We start from the raw sequence: 18,832 nt of genomic DNA, 5'->3' as shown, positions 1-18,832 counted from the left end.
ATTTTACAAAACGTTTACATTGAATTCATACGAATCTCATAGGAGAACGGTATGCTAAAAAGAAAAAAGTGAGGGAATTCGATTGAAAAACTGGATCAAATGGACAGCCCCTGCTGTTTTAACAGCGTCAATTTTAACACCTCTATCAGCTGATGCCGCCTACAAAAACGACATCACGGTCAAAAAAATTGCTTCGTACACATCAGGCACTGCAGATGAAGACGGCGGCGTGGCGGAAATTGTGAAATACCATGCCGGCTCTAATTCGTTTTACGTCATCAACGGCAAGAACCAGAAGATTGATATTGTGTCGCTCCAAAAAGGAACGATGGAGAAAAAGAAAGAAATCAGCATACCGGAAATCGTCAATTCTGATACGTTCGTTTATGGAGATGTCACGAGCATTTCCATCTATGAAAATCATATTGCCGCAGCAGTCCAGCATGAAGACTATACGAAAAATGGCAAAATCATCGTCATGGACCTGGATGGAAATGTGCTTCATTCCTATGAAGCTGGCATTCAGCCGGATATGGTGACGTTTACCGACAATGGAGACTACATATTGAGTGCAAATGAGGGCGAGCCGCGTCTTGGCCTTCAAAACGGCGTTGATCCGGCAGGTTCGATTACGATTGTGAAAACAGCCGATCACTCAGTCAAGCAGGTGGCCTTCACAGATGAATCCGTCATTGCAGACGACGTTCACATTCGAGCCGGCTCTGCTGCGACCGACCTCGAGCCGGAATACATTGCTTTATCGAGCAATGGAGAAACAGCTTACGTAACACTGCAGGAAAACAATGCGGTCGCAGCTGTTGACGTAGAAAACGGCACTGTAAAATCGGTTCGCTCTCTTGGCTATAAAGACCATGCCAAGGAGGAAAATGCACTCGATGCAGCACGTAATGGGGAAATAAACATTGAAGCGCTGCCGGTACTTGGAGCATATATGCCGGATGCGATTTCCACGATTACCGTCAACGGAGAAGATTACTTGCTGACTGCGAATGAAGGCGATGCAACTGAATGGGAAGAGTTTGTGAACGTCGCAGACTTTGGCGACTGGAAAGAACAAGTGCCGGACAGCCTGCTTGCTAAAACCGATCAATATGACAAACTGGAAGTACTGACGGACCGTGGCACGGACGCCGTTTACACCCTTGGCAGCCGTTCGTTCTCCATCTGGAAAGCGGACACGATGGAGCAGGTGTTTGACAGCGGCAGCGATTTTGAAACGATCACAGCTGAGCGTTTGCCAGACTACTTTAACTGGTCGAATGATGACGACGAAATGGACAAGCGCAGCGCCAAAAAAGGACCGGAGCCGGAAGAAATTAAAACGGGGATTGTAAACGGCAAGCTCGTAGCGATGATCGGCCTGGAGCGTATTGGCGGCGTGATGACCTATAACATTTCCGATCCGGAAAACCCGACCTTTTTAAACTATACGAATACACGTGATTTCAGTGATAAAATCGCCGGTGATGTAGCGCCGGAAGGCTTTGACTTTATCCCGGCTGAACAAAGCCCGACGAAAAAGCCGATTCTGCTTGTTGGAAACGAAGTGAGCGGTACGGTTTCTGCACTCGAATACCGCGGTGCATCGTCCATCGGCAAGAACGCCTACATTAATGGTTTTACCGACGGAACATTTCGTCCGGACCAGCCGGTTACCCGTGGTGAATTAACGGCTTTTCTAGCAGAAAATCTTGCTATTACCGGCTCCGGTTCACCGTTTAAGGATGTGCCGGCAGGAAGCCGCTTCGCCGATTCTATTGCAGCTGTGTCCGCAGAAGGCTTGATCAGCGGCAAATCCAACGGCACATTCGGTTCAGCCGACCCACTAACACGTGCTCAGTTTGCGGCGATTGTGAGCCGCTATATGGATTCGGTTTGTGAGGATGCATCCTTTGCTTCATATTGCGCTGCCGTACCATCTACATTGGACTATACAGATATGACAGACGATCACTGGGCTGACGAGGCCATTTACAACGTATCGATTGCTGAACTCATGAACGGCTACAGCAACGGCGAATTCCGTCCGGAAAAAACCGTGACGCGTGCGGAAGCTGTTAAGGTTCTTCATCAATTGTTCCAGCGTGAAGCACTCAACGACAACGAAGCAACCTTCTCAGATGTGCCGGTCGACCACTGGGCTTTTGATGAAATTGAATCAGCTGTAAAATAATCATTCAAAAAAATCCGAACGAAGGCGAAGTTACAGCCTTTCGTTCGGATTTTTTACTTTTTCAGCCCTCGTCGCGATTTTCCTCGACAACGATCCTGATCGAGCGGATTATTCACATTATTTTTTAGTCGGCAGCGGCTTCAGCTTCGCTTCAATCTGCTCACGCTTCGGCTCCAAAAACGGCGGCAGGGCCAGTGATTCCCCAAGATGCTCTATATCCTCATCGGTATCAAAGCCCGGTCCGTCTGTTGCCACTTCAAACAGAATGCCATTTGCTTCACGGAAATAAAGCGATTTAAAGTAAAAGCGGTCGACAAAGCCTGAGTTGCCAATTCTTGCTTCCCGCAGCCGCGTAATCCATTTCCGCAGTTCTTCTTCATCCTCCACTCGGAAAGCGACGTGATGCACACCACCGCGGCCTGGACGTTCAGGCGGCAGATCGGTTCGTTCTTCCACGTGCACTTCAGCCCCAGTACCTCCTTCTCCTGTTTCAAACACAACGACATCCGGCTGTCCTTCTGCCGGCGATGGATAACGGTTCACTTCACGAAAGCCCATCAGCTGTGTTAACACAACAGCCGTTGGTTCAGCAGACGGAACCGTTAAATGAATCGGCCCCAGGCCAACGACAGCTGCTTCGCTCGGCACCGGACTTTTCGCCCAAGGTGTGCCGCCTTTCACGCCTTGATCATGTTCATCAGAAACAAGAAAAAAGCGCTGTCCTTCAAAATCCTGAAACGGCAATGCTTTGCGCCCACCCTGGTCGATCACATCCTGATGCGCGACATCGAATTCATCAAAGCGTTTTTGCCAGTAAAGAAGCGCTGCGTCATCCGGTACTCTCAGTGAAGTAGCGGAAATCGAATTGTTGCCGTTATGGTTCTTGGCGGCCATGGGAATTTCGAAAAAAGTCAGCTCGGTGCCCGGATTTCCTTTTTCATCTCCGTAAAACAGATGGTAAACCGATGTATCGTCCTGATTCACGGTTTTTTTGATGAGACGCATGCCCAAAACGTCCGTATAAAACGTCACATTTTTCGCCGCATTGGCGGTAATAGCTGATACGTGATGAATCCCTTTGAATTCCATTCGTAGTCTCTCCTTATGATTCCAATTTTTTGAGCAGCTCATGCAGCTGCTTTTTTTCATCAAACGAAAGGTTCTTAAACTGATCGGCTTGAAATTGCTCCTGCGCTGGCAAAACATCCTCCAGCATTCTTTTTCCTTTTGGTGTGAGGGTGATGTATTTTGTCTTCCACTCCCGCTCCCGCTTCACCCAGCCGAGCTGCTCCATTTTGGCCAGCATGTGTGTCACATTTCCTTTTGTGACGAGCAGCTTTTCAGCAAGCTCCTGCTGGGAAATGGGCTCGCTTGCCCCAACCTGCGCCAGCACATCAAACTGCGAAATGGTTAAATCCCATTTTTTCAAATGCTGATTGGACCTGCGGATGCTTTCATGATAAAAACGGGACAGCCGAAACCAGGCCAGAATACTGATCATGCGCTCCCGCTTCTGCATCTGGCTCACTTCCTTTTAATTTATACAATCAGTTTAATATTAAACTGATAAATAGGCAATAAAAAAAGCTCGCTTTTTTATAAGCGAGACTTGTTACGTATCTGTTCCGATCACAACTCTTAACACATTCGGATGGTCTTTAAATGTTTTCGTGCCTGCGCCGTAGCCGATTTTTTCTACCGTCATGGATGGCATCGTGCCGAATGAATGGGCCAGAACTGCCGCGATAGCAGCCCCCGTAGGCGTCGCAAGCTCGCCTTTAATGGATGTCCGGGCAACCGGCACTCCTTTTAAGATTTCTAGCGTAGCAGGCGCCGGCACTGGATATGTTCCGTGGTCAATGTGAATATGCCCGCTGCCGGTTGGGATCGGGGAGCAGTAGATTTTTTCAATCCCAAGCTGGTCAATCAAAATCGCCGCTCCGATAATATCGACGATTGAGTCAACGGCACCCACTTCGTGAAAATAGACGCGCTCAAGCGGCAGCCCATGAATCTTTCCTTCCGCTTCGCCAATTTTTTTGAATATAGCGAGCGACATTTTTGTCACCGCTTCATTAAAGCCAGCTGCTTCGATCATTTCTGTAATTTGTTTATAGGCTCTATGATCATGATGGTGATGATGATCGTGTGAATGACTGTGTCCATGGCCGTGGTCATGATCATCGTGAGAATGCGCGTGGTCGTGTGCATAACTATGATGATGCTCATGCGCTTCTTCATTATGAAAATCTACATCAAATTTAACGGCCGTAATGCCGTTTTTGTTTACGCTTTTTTTCGAAAGTGTATATTCGCTTTCGATGTTCAGCTTTTTTAGCTCTTCTTCCATCCTGGCAAGATCCGCTCCGGCGTCAAGCAACGCGCCGATCACCATATCGCCGCTAATGCCGGAAAAGCAGTCAAAATATAATGTTGTCATGTTGTCTCTCCTTTATAGGCAAGGCGGTGAATGAGCACCGCGTTATAAGCTGCGCCAAATCCGTTGTCGATGTTCACGACGCTGACGCCGGACGCACATGAGTTGAGCATCGACAACAGGGCGGATAAGCCGTTAAAGTTGGCTCCGTAGCCGATGCTGGTCGGCACGGCGATAATCGGATTTTCGACAAGTCCGCCGAGTACGCTCGGCAGCGCACCTTCCATACCGGCGACACATACCGAAACATCCGCTCCACGAATCTCCTCAATGTTATCAAGCAGACGGTGAAGACCCGCCACGCCGACATCATAAAAACGGCGCACCGGGACACCGAGTGTTTCCGCTGTAACGGCTGCTTCTTCTGCAACCGGCAAATCGGACGTGCCGGCGCAGACGATCGCAATATATCCTTCTCCTGATGGTTTTCTCGTCACAAATGATAAAGTGCGGGCGATCTCGTTATATGTAAGTTCCGGCAGTTCCTTTAAAATAAACGCCGCTTTTTCAGTAGAAATACGCGTTGCCAGCACTTCATGACCGCGTGTTTTCAATGATTTAATAATGACCAAAATCTGCTCGGCTGTTTTTCCTTCACCAAATATAATCTCTGGGACACCCTGCCTCTTATGCCGGTGGTGATCAATTTTCACGAAACCGAGATCTTCATATGAAGCCAGTTTTTCTTTTGCCTCGGCCGCGGTTAACGTACCGTTTTCAATACGCGCTAATATGTCATCAATCATATTTTTTTACCTGCCTTTATTCAAAAAATTTTGCTGTATCCGCCGCCAGATGGACACATTTTTTATAATGTCTGATCATCCCTATCGTGTCCCATATCAGAATCCGCAACACTGCCAGGCGGAACTTTTTCTTTCATCTCTTCAAATGATGTATCTAACTGATTGGTTTCTGTGGTGGCTGCTGCTTCTCCCAGCGGACTAAATACAACGGCTCTCACACTGGCTGTGCGATATTACGTCCTGTTATATACTCTTTTAGCTGTACTGGATATCCCTTTCCAGCGACTTATTCATGCTGCCACTTTTGTAGCCTGCAAGATCAAGTGAAACATATTTATAGCCAAACTGCTTCAGTCGTTTGTCAATTGCTGCGTGATACTCCAGCACAAGCGCCATATCGTCAGGCTCCACTTCAATTCGGGCTGTATCGCCATGCGTTCGGACACGTACTTGGCGAACGGAAAGTGATTTTATATATGCCTCTGCTTTTTCCACTTTTGTTAACTTTTCTTTCGTAATCGTTTCTCCGTACGCAATGCGTGAAGACAAGCAGGCAAAGGAGGGTTTATCCCATGTTGACAGATGAAATTGACGGGATAGCATCCGAATTTCTTCTTTAAATAAGTTGGCTTCCTGCAACGGTCCGCGAATGCCTTTTTCTTTTGCTGCTTTCATGCCCGGCCGGAATTCATTCATGTCATCGGCAATGACTCCATACACAACATTTTGAAAGCCATGCTCGTTCAAAATCGGTATTAAATGATCAAACAAGCTGCTTTTGCAGAAATAACAGCGGTTTTTGTCATTTTCCGTATAGCCCGGAATGGCGAGTTCTGACGTTTCAATGACGATGTGGCGGACGCCGATCTGCTCGGCAAGAACGCGCGCTTCTTCCAGCTCACTTGACGGATATGTTTCTGAGTCTGCCGTCACCGCTAAGACATGCTCTGCTCCAAGTGTGTCAACAGCCGCTTTCAGCAAAAATGTGCTGTCCACCCCACCGGAAAAAGCGACAACAACCGATTTTATTTCTCGTAAAATGGACTGTAGCTTCTGATACTTTAGTTCCATTATCTTTTTCTCCCTCTTTTTAAATATTTATGAACTAATTCTATTTAACAGTGGCATACAATGTTTTTGTCCTGCGGAATATACGTTAGACTACTTCTTTATTTATTGTTGGTTTTTTTGATACCAGATAAATACCAAAGGCACTGAAAAATGTAAGCACCAATGAGAAAATCGTTTCTGTAACGCCAATTAAAAATAATGACAATGGATAAACAGAAGCATCAATAAAAAAAATGGATTTAGTCAGAGAAACACCATATTGGTCATGAAGCATTTTCCCAAGCATGGATCCGCCGCCGAGGCTGGCGTTCATGCTGGCTAAAATGCCAAGGGCAACACCCATCCATAATCCCCCAACAACGCTTCCTACCCAAATATTCACAACACCATACGCAAGAAGCGGCTCCTGCAGAAATCCTATTAGCAAAGAAACAGTTAACATGGAGATAGCAGACTTGTAAAACAATTCCTTATAAAATATAAAAGCCGTAATAAATAATGGTGTATTGAAAAGAAAAATACCGAGCCCTATGTTAAATTCATATAAATAATATCCCATTTGACTTAATCCGGTCATGCCGCCGTTCATAATTTGATTCGGAACAGCAAATAAAATATTTCCAATAGCAAAAAATAAAATCGTCAAAAAAATGAAAAAAGATTGCTTTATATTTACGTGATTGAAATGCCCAGCCAAACGACCGTTCTTCCTTTTGTTTTCACTCATGATATAAGCTCTCTTCCCTGCACAATTTAAGTGATTTTCACTTCAAAAGGCAGCACTGTATTTTCCATTCCGGCAATCAGTAAGGCATTGGCAGCTCCTCGTAATCCCACATGTAAATCTCTCCATGTTCTTTTAACCGTTCAAGCGCCTGGTCCGGTATCTTTCTCGTCACAACAATTTTACGTTGATTCATGCTATCCCTCCTAAAATGAAGAGGAACAGCAAATGTGCTGTTCCTTCGTGAAATTTATATAGTGCGCTTCGGTGCAAGTTCAATTCCTTGTCGAATTGCTTCTTTTAAACTTAGTTCATCCGCAATTCCTTTTCCAGCAATATCAAAAGCAGTGCCATGGTCTACGCTTGTTCGAATAATCGGCAAGCCTACCGTTATATTTACGCCTGACTCAAGACCAAGTACTTTGACAGGACCATGCCCTTGATCATGATACATGGCAACCACAATATCAAAATCCCCGCGAACCGTTCGGAAAAATAATGTATCCGCTGGCAACGGCCCGACAACTTTAATTCCTTCTTTTTGTGCCTTTTCTACTGCAGGAATCACTTTTTCCTCTTCTTCACCGTAGCCGAACAGGCCATTTTCTCCGGCATGTGGATTAATCCCGCAAACGGCAATGCGCGGTTCTTTGTAGCCCGCTTTAATAAGCGTATCGTGCGCGAGCTTAATAACCGTATACACGCGAGAAGGATTGATTTTCTTTACAGCATCTATAATACCAACATGAGTCGTCACATGAATGACTTTTAAATTCGGTGCAGACAGCATCATTGAAAAATCTTCTGTATTTGTCAGTGCAGCAAGAATTTCCGTATGACCTGGGTACATATGTCCGCCCTTATGCAGTGCCTCTTTATTTAAAGGCGCTGTACAAATCCCATCAATTTCCCCTTCATTGGCTAACTCAATCGCTCTTTCAAGATAACGAAATGCTGCATTGCCTGCTTCAGCGGAAATTTGTCCGAATGGCAAATCATCAGGCAGCAAATTTAAATCAACACACTCGACTACACCATATTTAAATGTCGCTTGATCAGGGGAAGAAATACGTTTTACTTGTGCATGATTATTAACAATTTTTCCGGCTCTCTCCAGCATTTTTGCATCGCCAATAACAAATGGTGCACAGGAATCATACACTCTCTCATCTTTCAGGGCTTTCATAATAATTTCAGGCCCTACACCCGCACCATCACCCATTGTAATACCCATTATCGGCTTATTCATTGACATACCATCATCTCCTTTGTCTTTTAAAAAGCGCTTTGCAAGAGTTCTTCAAATCCTTTTTGTGTTGGAACCCGCGGATTATTGCGAACTAACCGAGCAATATCTAATGCTTTTTCTGCAATGGACGGAATGTCCTCTTCTTTTATACCGATTTGTGATAAATGAGTCGGCAAGCCAATTTCTTCTAATAACCGCAATACTGCATCTCCAGCAGCATATGCTTTTTCTTTTGCATTGAGCCCTTCAGCATCTACACCGAAAGCGTCTGCGATATTGACCATTTTTTCCGTTTCAATTGCCCCATTAAATTTCATTACATATGGCAGTAAGAGCCCTGTTACTTCTCCATGAGGTGATTTTACCAATCCGCCGATTGGATAGGCGAGCGCATGCGCAGCAGCAGTTCCAGCATTCGAAAATGCCATGCCGGCAAGCAAGCTGCCAGCGAGCATATTTCCTCTCGCTTCTACATTGCTTCCCTGCTGTACAGCAAGCGTCAAGTTGCTGGCGATCAGCTTAATCGCATGCAGAGCAAGTGCATCACTAATTGGAAGTGAGCCTTGGAATAAAATATTTCCTTCTGCTTGAATGTACTGTGATTTTTTCGCTGTGTACGCCTCTACTGCATGAGACAATGCATCGATCCCTGAGCATGCCGTCACGTATGACGGGAGGCCAAGTGTCAATTCTGGATCAAGCAGTGCTACCGCCGGACGCAAATAATTATCAGAAATACCAGCTTTAATATTGTTTTCTGTATCTGTTAAAACAGCTACAGATGTTACTTCAGAACCTGTACCTGCTGTTGTTGGAATCGCAATAAGCGGGGCAATTGGTCCAGGAATCTGGTTTTCCCCGCCGTAATAATCGAGCGGGTGTCCACCATATTTAATAAGCAACGCAGCGATTTTCGCCATATCGATACTGCTGCCGCCGCCAAGTCCGATAATCGCATCTGTTTCCATTTGTGATTTCGCAAATTCATAACATTCAATTGCACTCGAAACAGGCGGTTCCGGAACTACTTTATCATACACAACAACGTTATACTCAGCGTCTTTCAGAAGGGCAATAATCTGATCCGCAATGCCTGCGTTGACGATCCCAGGATCTGTGACCAATAAGACATTTTTAGCATTTAATCGTTTTAAAATAGAATCAAGCTGCTTTACCGCTCCATTGCCAAATACAATTCTCTCTGTCGAGAAAAATTCCCAAATATTCCTCATTTTTAATTCTCCTTATAAATTAATTACAACGATTTTTTCGTCTGTCATTTCTTCTACAGCATAGCGAGGACCTTCTTTACCAAAGCCGCTGTCTTTTACACCGCCATACGGCATAACATCTGCCCGGTACGTAGATACATCATTAATGATGACTCCGCCAAATTCCAGCTCGAGTGCAGCACGCATAGCTAATTGAATATTTGATGTGAAAAAGCCAGCTTGCAGTCCAAAATGGCTGTCATTTGCTTGATCAAATGCATCTTGAATATCTGAAAAAGGAATAATATTAATAACCGGGGCAAATACTTCCTGGCATACAACTTTCATATCCGGCTTCACGTCCGCCATAATTGTTGGATCAAGGATACTGCCATTTCGTTGCCCGCCGACGAGAACTTTCGCTCCTTGTTGTTCCGCTTCACGAATCCATTCTTCTGCACGTATTGCTTCTTTTTCAGATATCATCGGCCCGATATCCGTTTCTGGATCTTCCGGATTGCCTACACGCAATGACTGAGCAACCTTCACAGCTTTCTCTACGAACGATTCATATACATCCTCATGAACATACACACGCTGTACAGAAATACAAGCTTGTCCGGCGTTGGAATATCCTCGTGTTACGCATAGTTCTGCTGCTGTATCCAGATCTGGGACATCATTATGTACAATGTTTGGTGAGTTGTTCCCAAGTTCCAACGTCAAGCGGCGCAGTCCTGTCGTGCTCTTAATATGACGGCCTACCCCTGGGCTTCCTGTAAAAGTGAAATGGGCAATTCTTTCGTCCTCCAGCAAATATTGGCCTGTTTCACGGCCAAGGCCATTAACGACGTTAAGGAACCCTGCCGGCAAGCCCGCTTCTGTTAAAATTTCTGTCATTTTGCAGGCAATAATTGGCGTTACCTCAGCTGGTTTTAAAACGATTGTATTTCCAGCCGCAATAGCTGGTCCGATTTTATGAACAGTAAGATTAAACGGGAAATTAAATGGTGTAATCGCTGCAACAACGCCAACCGGGACACGCACAGTAAAAGCAAGCTTCCCATCGTTGCCAGGCTGTCCAAGCGGAATTCCAGTGCCAGCGATTCGTTTCGCTTCTTCTGCCGATGCAATAAACGTTTGGATGCCGCGGTCGATTTCAGCGCGCGCATCTTTCAACACTTTCCCGACTTCCCGAACAAGAATAAGCGCAAGCTCCTCTTTGCGTTCTTTGAAAATGTCAGCAGCCCGCATTAAAATTTCATATCTCTCATAAGGACTCAGCTTTTTCGTGCGAAATGTTTCAAGTGCATTCGTTACCGCTTGATCCACTTCTTCACGTGATGCTTTTCCAATATGTGCATATTCCTCTCCTGTAAATTTATTGATCACAGGGAGTGTTTCTTGTGACATATGCCATTCTCCATTAATATATTGACCGTATGTGCTCACTTTTGAATGACTCATTTATATCGTCCCTCCATTTTTATTCATGACTCCATTTTGGAAAATACCCATTTTCATCAAAAACGATTTCTTCTGGCTCACCTATAATTTCAATGTGGTCTAAGTTAGCGATCTCAGGCAGCAATGTTTCTGAGACATATAAATATTCGAGATGAAGCGTATTTGGAATGCGCATAAATCGCATATTTTCCGATTCAGTTCCCCAATTGGCGCGGGCTGCTGCCGTTATCGCTTCACGATCATTTTCCATAACAATTGGTATCATTGCCCGACTGAGAAAGGTACTTGTGATCACATTTTCATTCATTTTCTGATGATTTACTTGCTCAAACAGCCGCTTTGTCGTTAAATCAGCGAGGCCAATGCCGAGTGCATTTCCATGTGATTCCTCACTAACATTGCTAGCTACAATGTATTTAATCCGAGGCGATGCCGGCTCCTCAACCCCAAGAATGCGAATTCGGCCGATAATATTTGTATCCATCCCGGTTCCGCTGTAGTTTTTGCCGATTTCGTCTACAACGAGAACATCAATGTCCTCTACCGGAAGCCTCGGCATAAGCGCTGCTGATTCTTCCAGCAGTTCCGCTTCCCTTTTCTGAATGGACTCCGTGGGGATCGCTTCCAAAATGGCTGTCTGCTCAAATGCATTTTCTAAAATCGCGATCCCGCATAAAATCTTTGTTTTCTCGAATAATACTTTTGCCACTTCCGGCATAATATCCCGAATCCCGTGCACACCATAACTATGGATAAGCAATGCCTGCTTATGTTTGCCAAGACCAATTGCAGCCATTTTCATTAAGCCGCTTTCAATGCCAATAGGAGATTTAAAATCGGTGTGTACTTTGACACGTCCCATTAAAATAATCCCGTCTGCTTCCCATGCATTTTGATCGATGTGCACAGGCATGCCGTCCGGTGTATCACCTACATGCACCACATCCATCGAGGAAAGAATCGGTGCCCCACAAAAGTCTTCTGTAATGCCCAGGCTGTTCAGTACTTCAACCTGTCCTTCTGCTGTAGCGCCGCCGTGACTGCCCATCGTCGGCACGATAAATGGGTCTGCCCCCAATTGTTTCAGTTCATTTACACAAGCCCGGATAATCTCTGCTATATTTGCAATACCGCGGCTCCCTGCTGTAATTGCAATTCTCATTCCTGGTTTTACTTTTTGATCAAGTGCCACACGGGCAAGCTGCTTTGCGATTTCCGCATCAATGTTTTCAACAACAGGACCTTGAAAATGCTGCTTGACTTTAACGATACGAGGAAATTTCATTTCATGGCTCCTCCTTTATTTTTTCATTCCTTACTGTTTCAAGAGAGCTGGAAGCCATGTGGAAATGGCCGGAATATAGGTGATAATTAGTATATTTGCAACAAGAACAATAAAGAAAGGGACTAGCGCTTTTGTTAGACGCTCCAGTTTTATATTGGCAACTTGACACGCGACAAATAAGTTAACCCCTACTGGCGGCGTTACCATTCCCATTGCAAGGTTGACAATCACGATCATCCCAAAGTGGATAGGATCAATCCCCAACGTTATTGCAATTGGCGTTAATAACGGGGCAAGAATAATAATTGCTGCCGATGTTTCAAAGAACATTCCGACAAATAAAAGCAAGACATTTATAAGCGCCAGGAAAACAACTGGACTATCTGAGAAAGAAGTAAAGAAAGCGGCTACTTTTTGCGGCACTTGTTCCCTTGTTAAAATCCATCCAAACATTCCTGCGTTTGCAATAATAATCATAATAATCGACGTCGTAATGGCCGACTTCGAAAAAATTTCCACTAAATTTCTCCATGTTATTTCACGATAAACAAAAACACCTACAACGAACGCATAGAAAACGGCAACGACTGCTGCTTCTGTCGGTGTGAAAAGACCGCTGTAAATACCACCAAGAATAATGACCGGCATCATAAGCGCTAAAAAAGCTTCTTTAAATGCTGTTACCCGCATTGCCCATGTAATATTTTTTTCACCTTCATATCCTCGTTTTTTCGACAAAAGCCATACGAGGAGAATTAAAGAACCGCCAATGAGGATACCTGGCAAGAATCCGGCAATAAAGAGATCTGTCATAGAGACACCTGCTGAAATGCCAAAAATGATCATGGGAATAGACGGGGGAATAATAACTCCCAATTCTCCTGAAACAGCGGTTGTCGCGCCAGCAAATCCGACATCATACTTTTTCTTCACCATTGCCGGAATAAGAATGGAACCAATCGCAGCGGTCGTCGCTGCACTCGATCCGGAAATAGCAGAGAAAAACATCGCAGTTACTACGGTTACTACAGCAAGACCTCCGCTCATTCTCCCAACAAGAGCATTTGCAAAGTTTACTAATCTTCTTGAAATACCACCGGTTTCCATGAGCGCTCCGGCCAAAATAAAGAATGGAATGGCCATTAATGGAAACAAATCAAGTGCAGCAAACATTCGCTGAATAACGACGCTCAGCGGCATCGTGCCGTCACCGATTAGTGCTATACTTGAAGCAAGGCCAAGTGATAAAGCAACCGGGACACTTAAAAACAATAAAACGAGTAATGAGATAAACATTAAACCGGCCATACTTATTCACTCCCTTTAAAAAATTCCCGATCTGCTTCCCCTTTTAAGGTCAGCATTAGCACGGCAATTGAATTGATTAGCATAAAAAACCCGCCAACCGGAATGGAGGCATAAGGAATAGACATTGGCAATTTCGCCCCAGGCGACAGCTGTGCTCCTACATGGCCCAGCATTTCAAAACCATAAATAACCATAATAAGGAAAAAGAACATCGAGATTATAATCGTAACCACTCTCAATATCTTTTGTGCTTTAGGAGAAAGCCGCTCAGCAATGGCCTCCATTCCAATTAACGCACTGTACCTGACGGCTAAGGCCGCACCGAGAAGAACGAGCCAAATCATTGAATAGCGTGCAATTTCTTCTGTCCACCTTGGCAAATCTACATTTATGTAACGAGAAGAAAAACGAATCACAACTTGATATATAATAAGTCCACTCATTAACATGAGTAATGCGGCCAGCACATAGCGGATAAAGAGGTTCACTTTATCAACCAAATTTAAATACATTTGCATGTTTACTCACCCCTCAGGATAAATGAAGCGGATAGAAGTAGATCTATCCGCTCCTTTCTTTTATTGTGTATTACGAATTTCATCAATCAATTCTTTTCCAAATTGAGGCTCGTATTTTTCATAAACAGACTGTACTGCTGCTTTAAATGGTTCTAAATCAGGGTTTTCAATGACTTGCATACCATTACCTTTGAGTTCTTCAATATATTGCTTTTCCATGTCCTGAACAACTTGACGCTCGTATACGCCCGCTTCTTTTGCCGCTTCTTCAATCGCTGTCTGCTGTTCTGGTGTCAATGCATCAAATTTGCTTTGAGACATCAACAAAAGTGAAGGATTATAGAAGTGACGTGTCATGGTCAAATGATCTTGAACTTCATAAAAACGAGATGTCATAATAACTGGAACTGGGTTTTCTTCTGCATCAATTGTCCCTTGCTGCAACGCTGTAAATAGCTCTGTGAAAGCCATTGGAGTTGGCTGCGCGCCCATTGCACTAAATGAATCCATGTGGATATCGCTTTCCATCGTACGAATTTTAATGCCTTTTAAATCTTCCGGCTTTTCAATAGCTGTGCTTGCTGTTGTGACATTACGGAAGCCATTTTCCCACCATGCAAGTGTTTTCACGCCCATTGTGTCTTCTACTTTCTTACCTAGTTCTGTTCCAATTTCTCCATCAAGCACTTTATGCGCATGCTCTTCATCTCTAAATAGGAACGGTAAATCTACAACCGTCACTTCTGGAACGAAGCCGCTCATTGGGCCAGTAGACGTCAAGACCATATCAACACTTCCTACACCCAGCCCTTCAATCATGTCTCGCTCTCCACCTAGTGAACCGTTCGGAAAGACTTCGATTTCAACAGAGCCGCCTGTTTTTTCAGTAACAAGCTCTTGAAATTTCACCATACCTTCCTGGTAGTGAGAAGTATCTGCTAACGTATGCCCCACCTTCAATGTTACCGTTTCGCCGCTTCCGCCGCCTTCCGCTGCATTTTCGGAACTTGTCGAACCACCACCGCTACAAGCTGATAACAAAACCATTGATGATACTGCCATTACACCTAAAAACTTTTTCATTTCTTTGACCTCCCTATAATAAATCTTTCATTTTATTCATCGCATTCACTAAGGAGTGCGGATTTCCAAATGCTCCTGCCTTCGTGACAACAGGCAAGCCTTTTAGTATCCCATCTGCTATTTCGCAAAATGGAATTCCTTCTTCTACCTCATCAACAATTCGAAGACTCTCCACACCTAGCTGTTCAAATGTACGGTATGCGATATCGCCGCCAGTAAGTATAAGGCCTGAAACATCATAAGCCGCTATAACGGAAGCCGCAATTTGACCGAGAGATACAGCAATCATATTCCCGATTTCCATGCCATTTTTCCCATTCCACTTTTGAAGCTGCTGCCTTGTTTCCTCTGAATCATTTGTTGTTAAAACAGGGGCATATCCCTTTTTCAATACATCTATAATCTCAACGATTATTCGTTTTATCTCTTTTTCTCGAAGTTCATTGTTTACTAAATTTAGAGGCTCAGCTACAACAATCTGTACACGATCTTGAGATGCAAGAGACTGAATTTGACCCCTAGTGACAGCGCTTACACTTCCCGCAATCGTCAAAACAGGCAATATTTCTTTCGCCTTTCTATTTAATTTTCCTTGTATGTAACTCGGTTTTTGTTCAAATGTTCCCGCAAAGCTTTCGGCTAAACCAGCAGAGCCCACCCAAAGGACACTCAAGCCACTTTTCACCACGGAATTTGTAACCGTTGTCAAATCAGATTGTAAAAAACCGTCACACACGATAATCTGTTCATTTTGCTGAAGGCTTATTTCTATTTGCTCAACAATTTGGTTTTTTCTAATTTGATTAATGTCTATATGACCGATTTTTCTGCTGCTCTGACTGCCAATCAATGTCGGGATATGCGACTCAGCTACAGGACTCTTAGGGTCTTTCGCTATTTCTGAATCCTCAAGCAGACAATTGTTGACGATATGATAGCCGCCAATCGTTACCCGTCCATTCTTCGGATAAGCAGGAAGGACAATAGCCACATCAAACAAGTTACTGTCCAATAATGCATCAATTTCTGCCCCAATGTTCCCTCGCAATGTTGAATCAATTTTCTTATATACATGAGGAAATGGATAGACGGTCAAATATTCCGAAACCTTTTTTATTTTCCGAAAAGCTTCTTCTGCATTCAATGATCTAGTTTCTGCATTCATGACGACGATGTCTGCTTCATTTTGCTTTTCCATTCGCTCTGCCTTTAATAGAGAAAGCGTGCGGAAGCCTTTTTTTGAAAACTGGACACCTGTATCATTAGCTCCGGTCAAATCATCTGCAATAATTATTAATCTGCTCAATTCATTTATCACCTACCAATTTTTAAAACGCTTTCATTAATTTCTGTGTTCATCATATATCACTCTGTTGCATATTACAATGTTTTTTTAAAAAAAAAATTAAAAAACGTTTAATTTTAATACATTTTTGTTCCTCCCTGCTTTTCTGTTTTATTTAGAAACAAAAAAATAACGAATGATTATTCGTTATTTATTGTTGCTTCTTTAATTTTCCGCCATAAAGTCGATCGGTTAATTCCAAGCCTTTTTGCTGCGCGGGATTGTTTAAACCCTTCTTCTTCCATAACTTGATTGATAATTTCTTTTTCAAGTTCGCCTAATGTTTTATTATCTATGTTAATAAAAGAGCTATTAAGGTCACTATTATCATTTTTTAAAAATAACTCATCTAAAATGGTTCTCACATCGCTTTTTTCAATAAAAGAGCCTGTGGTTTCCATACACATTCTTTCTATAATATTTTTTAATTGCTGAATATTCCCTGGCCATTTTGCTTGTTTTAACTGATTCATTACCTCTGGGCGGACCCCGACAATCTGTTTTCCGAGCCTCGCATTGAAAGATGCGATGAACCAGAGAACTAGTTCAGACATATCCTCAGGCCGATACCGGAGCGCTGGAATCGATAATGTTGCTTCATTGATAAGATGAAATAAGTCTTCGCGGAATTTCTCTGTTTCTAATTGGCTATTCAAGTTAGAAGAATTAGCAGAAATAATGCGGACATTTACCGGAATAGCATGTGTTCCATTGATGCGCGTCACTTTATTTTCTGTGAGTACATTTATTAACTTTGCCTGGATCGACAGTGGGAGCTGGCCAATGGCATCAATAAAAAGTGTTCCATTATGCGCCGCTTCAAATACCCCCTGCTTCTGCTCATCCCCCTCGAAACCGAAAATTTCTTTTTCAAGCTGCTGTTCTGAATACGCTTCACAATTCAAAAAAACAAAAGGAAAATCTTTCTGGACACTTTCGTTGTGAATGGCTTGTGCAAGACTTTGCTTTCCAGTCCCCGGCTCACCGTATATAAGAATTCGAGTTTTCACTTTGCTGAGTTCATTAGCTGCGCTGATTTGCCGCTTCATTTCTTTATTTATGGCTACTAAATTGTTAAAGTGCATTTTAGGCTGTGCAGAATTAGTAAATAAACTGCGCCTAATTCGACTTTCAATCCTTTGAATCTCTTTCGTTTCTTCCAAAATCAAAATATCCCCTAAAATATTCCTGTTTCGTTTCAGCGGAAGTCTTTTAAGAACATATTGTTCTCCTCCAAGTATACAAATTGTCTCAGAGGGCTCCAGATTCGATCTAAACAAATCCTCTATATATAGCTGTGGTATAACCTTAATTAACTTTTGTCCCGTTATCTCCGATTCCTTTAAGCCCATAAACTTCTCTGCTTTATCATTAAGCAATTGAATATTACCCTGGCGATCAATACCAATAAGACCTTCCGGATATCCTTTTATGATACTTTCAAAAAATTCACGGTTCACTTTTTCTTTTTTTGTATAAAATTCTATTTGTTCTGCTTCATAGATAGAATCCTCTACTGCTTCTCGACCTGATGCAATAAGAATGGCATTTAATCCAAATGAAGTAGCAACAGAAGTCGTAATAACGTCACCGATAATAACTTGAACGTCTTCTTTGAGTGCTTTTTTGATACCAATTTCAATTTCACTTTCTTCGTTAATTGGAAAGAAGGATAAATTCATTTCCAGCAGTGTTCCAATGACATCTGCTCCTTGAATCGTATTAAAATAGCTCATTAAGCCTATTTTCCCTGAATAACCTCTTAAAAGAGTCAATGTTCTGAGAATGTCGTAACCAGTAATTTTTACTTCAACGACAGGCAGGGAACAATGTTTTCGAAGCAGATGAGCCGTTGCGCCTCGGCTTATGATGACATCATACCCTTTATCCTCCAGCTCTTTTGCAATTGACAACCCTTTATAAAGGTCACCGACCTCTACATGTACCTCCTTTTTTAACTCATTTGTCACTTCAAGAAATAAATCCTTCAACCCTTCATAAGGAGCAACTACTAAAATTCTTGCCATACATACGCCTCTTTTCCAAAAGCTATATAACTGTTGCATTTTGCTACACTTATTGTATATTGAAAATTATAAAAATACAACTTTGTTTAATATTTACAATCTTTTTTTTGAATAAAAGAAAGTTTTTAGCTCTGAGATTTTATTTCACTCTATATAAGTTGACCAAT

At 43.2% G+C, this 18,832-nt stretch carries 16 protein-coding genes; 1 reads left to right on the top strand and 15 read right to left on the bottom strand.

Translation table 11 applies throughout. From position 1 onward, the window contains the following. Positions 1 to 82: 82 nt before the first annotated feature. Positions 83 to 2,194 (top strand): choice-of-anchor I family protein, encoded by a 2,112-nt coding sequence (locus tag BW952_RS06100; RefSeq protein WP_076496222.1) that lies wholly within the window; start codon positions 83 to 85, stop codon positions 2,192 to 2,194. Positions 2,195 to 2,311: 117 nt separating this feature from the next. Here the strand turns inward: BW952_RS06100 and BW952_RS06095 are convergent, their stop codons facing one another. From BW952_RS06095 to BW952_RS06025, 15 genes are all read right to left on the bottom strand, one after another. Continuing rightward, entirely contained in the window at positions 2,312 to 3,283 is a 972-nt protein-coding gene (locus BW952_RS06095) for a ring-cleaving dioxygenase (RefSeq protein ID WP_045849717.1), read from the bottom strand. A 13-nt stretch (positions 3,284 to 3,296) separates the two neighbouring features. Continuing rightward, a complete protein-coding gene (locus BW952_RS06090) occupies positions 3,297 to 3,713 on the bottom strand; it encodes a MarR family winged helix-turn-helix transcriptional regulator (protein WP_045849716.1) in 417 nt (138 codons plus the stop codon). A gap of 93 nt (positions 3,714 to 3,806) precedes the next feature. Further along, positions 3,807 to 4,634: a nickel pincer cofactor biosynthesis protein LarC gene (gene larC, locus BW952_RS06085; RefSeq protein WP_045849715.1), complete on the bottom strand. Its 828-nt coding sequence runs from the start codon at positions 4,632 to 4,634 to the stop codon at positions 3,807 to 3,809. Further along, on the bottom strand, positions 4,631 to 5,377 hold the full coding sequence (larB, locus tag BW952_RS06080; RefSeq protein WP_045849714.1) for a nickel pincer cofactor biosynthesis protein LarB: 747 nt from the start codon (positions 5,375 to 5,377) through the stop codon (positions 4,631 to 4,633). Before larB ends, larC begins: the two co-directional genes overlap by 4 nt. Positions 5,378 to 5,632: 255 nt before the next feature. After that, positions 5,633 to 6,448 carry an ATP-dependent sacrificial sulfur transferase LarE gene (gene larE, locus BW952_RS06075; RefSeq protein WP_414735777.1) on the bottom strand — a complete coding sequence of 272 codons (816 nt, stop codon included), beginning with the start codon at positions 6,446 to 6,448 and terminating at the stop codon, positions 5,633 to 5,635. Positions 6,449 to 6,533: 85 nt separating this feature from the next. Then, positions 6,534 to 7,175 (bottom strand): YitT family protein, encoded by a 642-nt coding sequence (locus tag BW952_RS06070; protein ID WP_045849712.1) that lies wholly within the window; start codon positions 7,173 to 7,175, stop codon positions 6,534 to 6,536. Between the two features lie 247 nt (positions 7,176 to 7,422). Further along, positions 7,423 to 8,427, bottom strand: coding sequence for a 4-hydroxythreonine-4-phosphate dehydrogenase PdxA (gene pdxA / locus BW952_RS06065; RefSeq protein WP_045849711.1), 1,005 nt, complete (start codon positions 8,425 to 8,427; stop codon positions 7,423 to 7,425). A 20-nt stretch (positions 8,428 to 8,447) separates the two neighbouring features. After that, positions 8,448 to 9,653: a hydroxyacid-oxoacid transhydrogenase gene (locus tag BW952_RS06060; protein WP_045849710.1), complete on the bottom strand. Its 1,206-nt coding sequence runs from the start codon at positions 9,651 to 9,653 to the stop codon at positions 8,448 to 8,450. 12 nt (positions 9,654 to 9,665) lie between these two features. Next, on the bottom strand, positions 9,666 to 11,099 hold the full coding sequence (locus BW952_RS06055) for an aldehyde dehydrogenase family protein (protein ID WP_045849709.1): 1,434 nt from the start codon (positions 11,097 to 11,099) through the stop codon (positions 9,666 to 9,668). Positions 11,100 to 11,118: 19 nt separating this feature from the next. After that, a complete protein-coding gene (locus BW952_RS06050) occupies positions 11,119 to 12,384 on the bottom strand; it encodes a nickel pincer cofactor-dependent isomerase, group 22 (protein WP_045849708.1) in 1,266 nt (421 codons plus the stop codon). 30 nt (positions 12,385 to 12,414) lie between these two features. Further along, positions 12,415 to 13,692, bottom strand: coding sequence for a TRAP transporter large permease (locus BW952_RS06045; protein ID WP_045849707.1), 1,278 nt, complete (start codon positions 13,690 to 13,692; stop codon positions 12,415 to 12,417). 2 nt (positions 13,693 to 13,694) lie between these two features. Further along, entirely contained in the window at positions 13,695 to 14,210 is a 516-nt protein-coding gene (locus BW952_RS06040) for a TRAP transporter small permease (RefSeq protein WP_045849706.1), read from the bottom strand. 60 nt (positions 14,211 to 14,270) lie between these two features. After that, positions 14,271 to 15,293, bottom strand: a complete 1,023-nt coding sequence (locus tag BW952_RS06035) for a TRAP transporter substrate-binding protein (RefSeq protein WP_045849705.1) — start codon at positions 15,291 to 15,293, stop codon at positions 14,271 to 14,273. A gap of 13 nt (positions 15,294 to 15,306) precedes the next feature. Further along, positions 15,307 to 16,611, bottom strand: coding sequence for a four-carbon acid sugar kinase family protein (locus tag BW952_RS06030; RefSeq protein ID WP_231581290.1), 1,305 nt, complete (start codon positions 16,609 to 16,611; stop codon positions 15,307 to 15,309). A gap of 167 nt (positions 16,612 to 16,778) precedes the next feature. Continuing rightward, the gene (locus tag BW952_RS06025; RefSeq protein ID WP_045849703.1) at positions 16,779 to 18,665 is read right to left on the bottom strand and encodes a sigma-54-dependent Fis family transcriptional regulator; all 1,887 of its coding nucleotides are present in this window, start codon (positions 18,663 to 18,665) and stop codon (positions 16,779 to 16,781) included. Positions 18,666 to 18,832: the final 167 nt, after the last annotated feature.

The organism is Domibacillus enclensis, from assembly GCF_900156125.1.
GTDB classification, from domain to species: Bacteria; Bacillota; Bacilli; order Bacillales; family Domibacillaceae; genus Domibacillus; species Domibacillus enclensis.
Note: the sequence above shows the minus strand (reverse complement) of the source record. Positions and strands in the feature narration are given on the sequence as shown.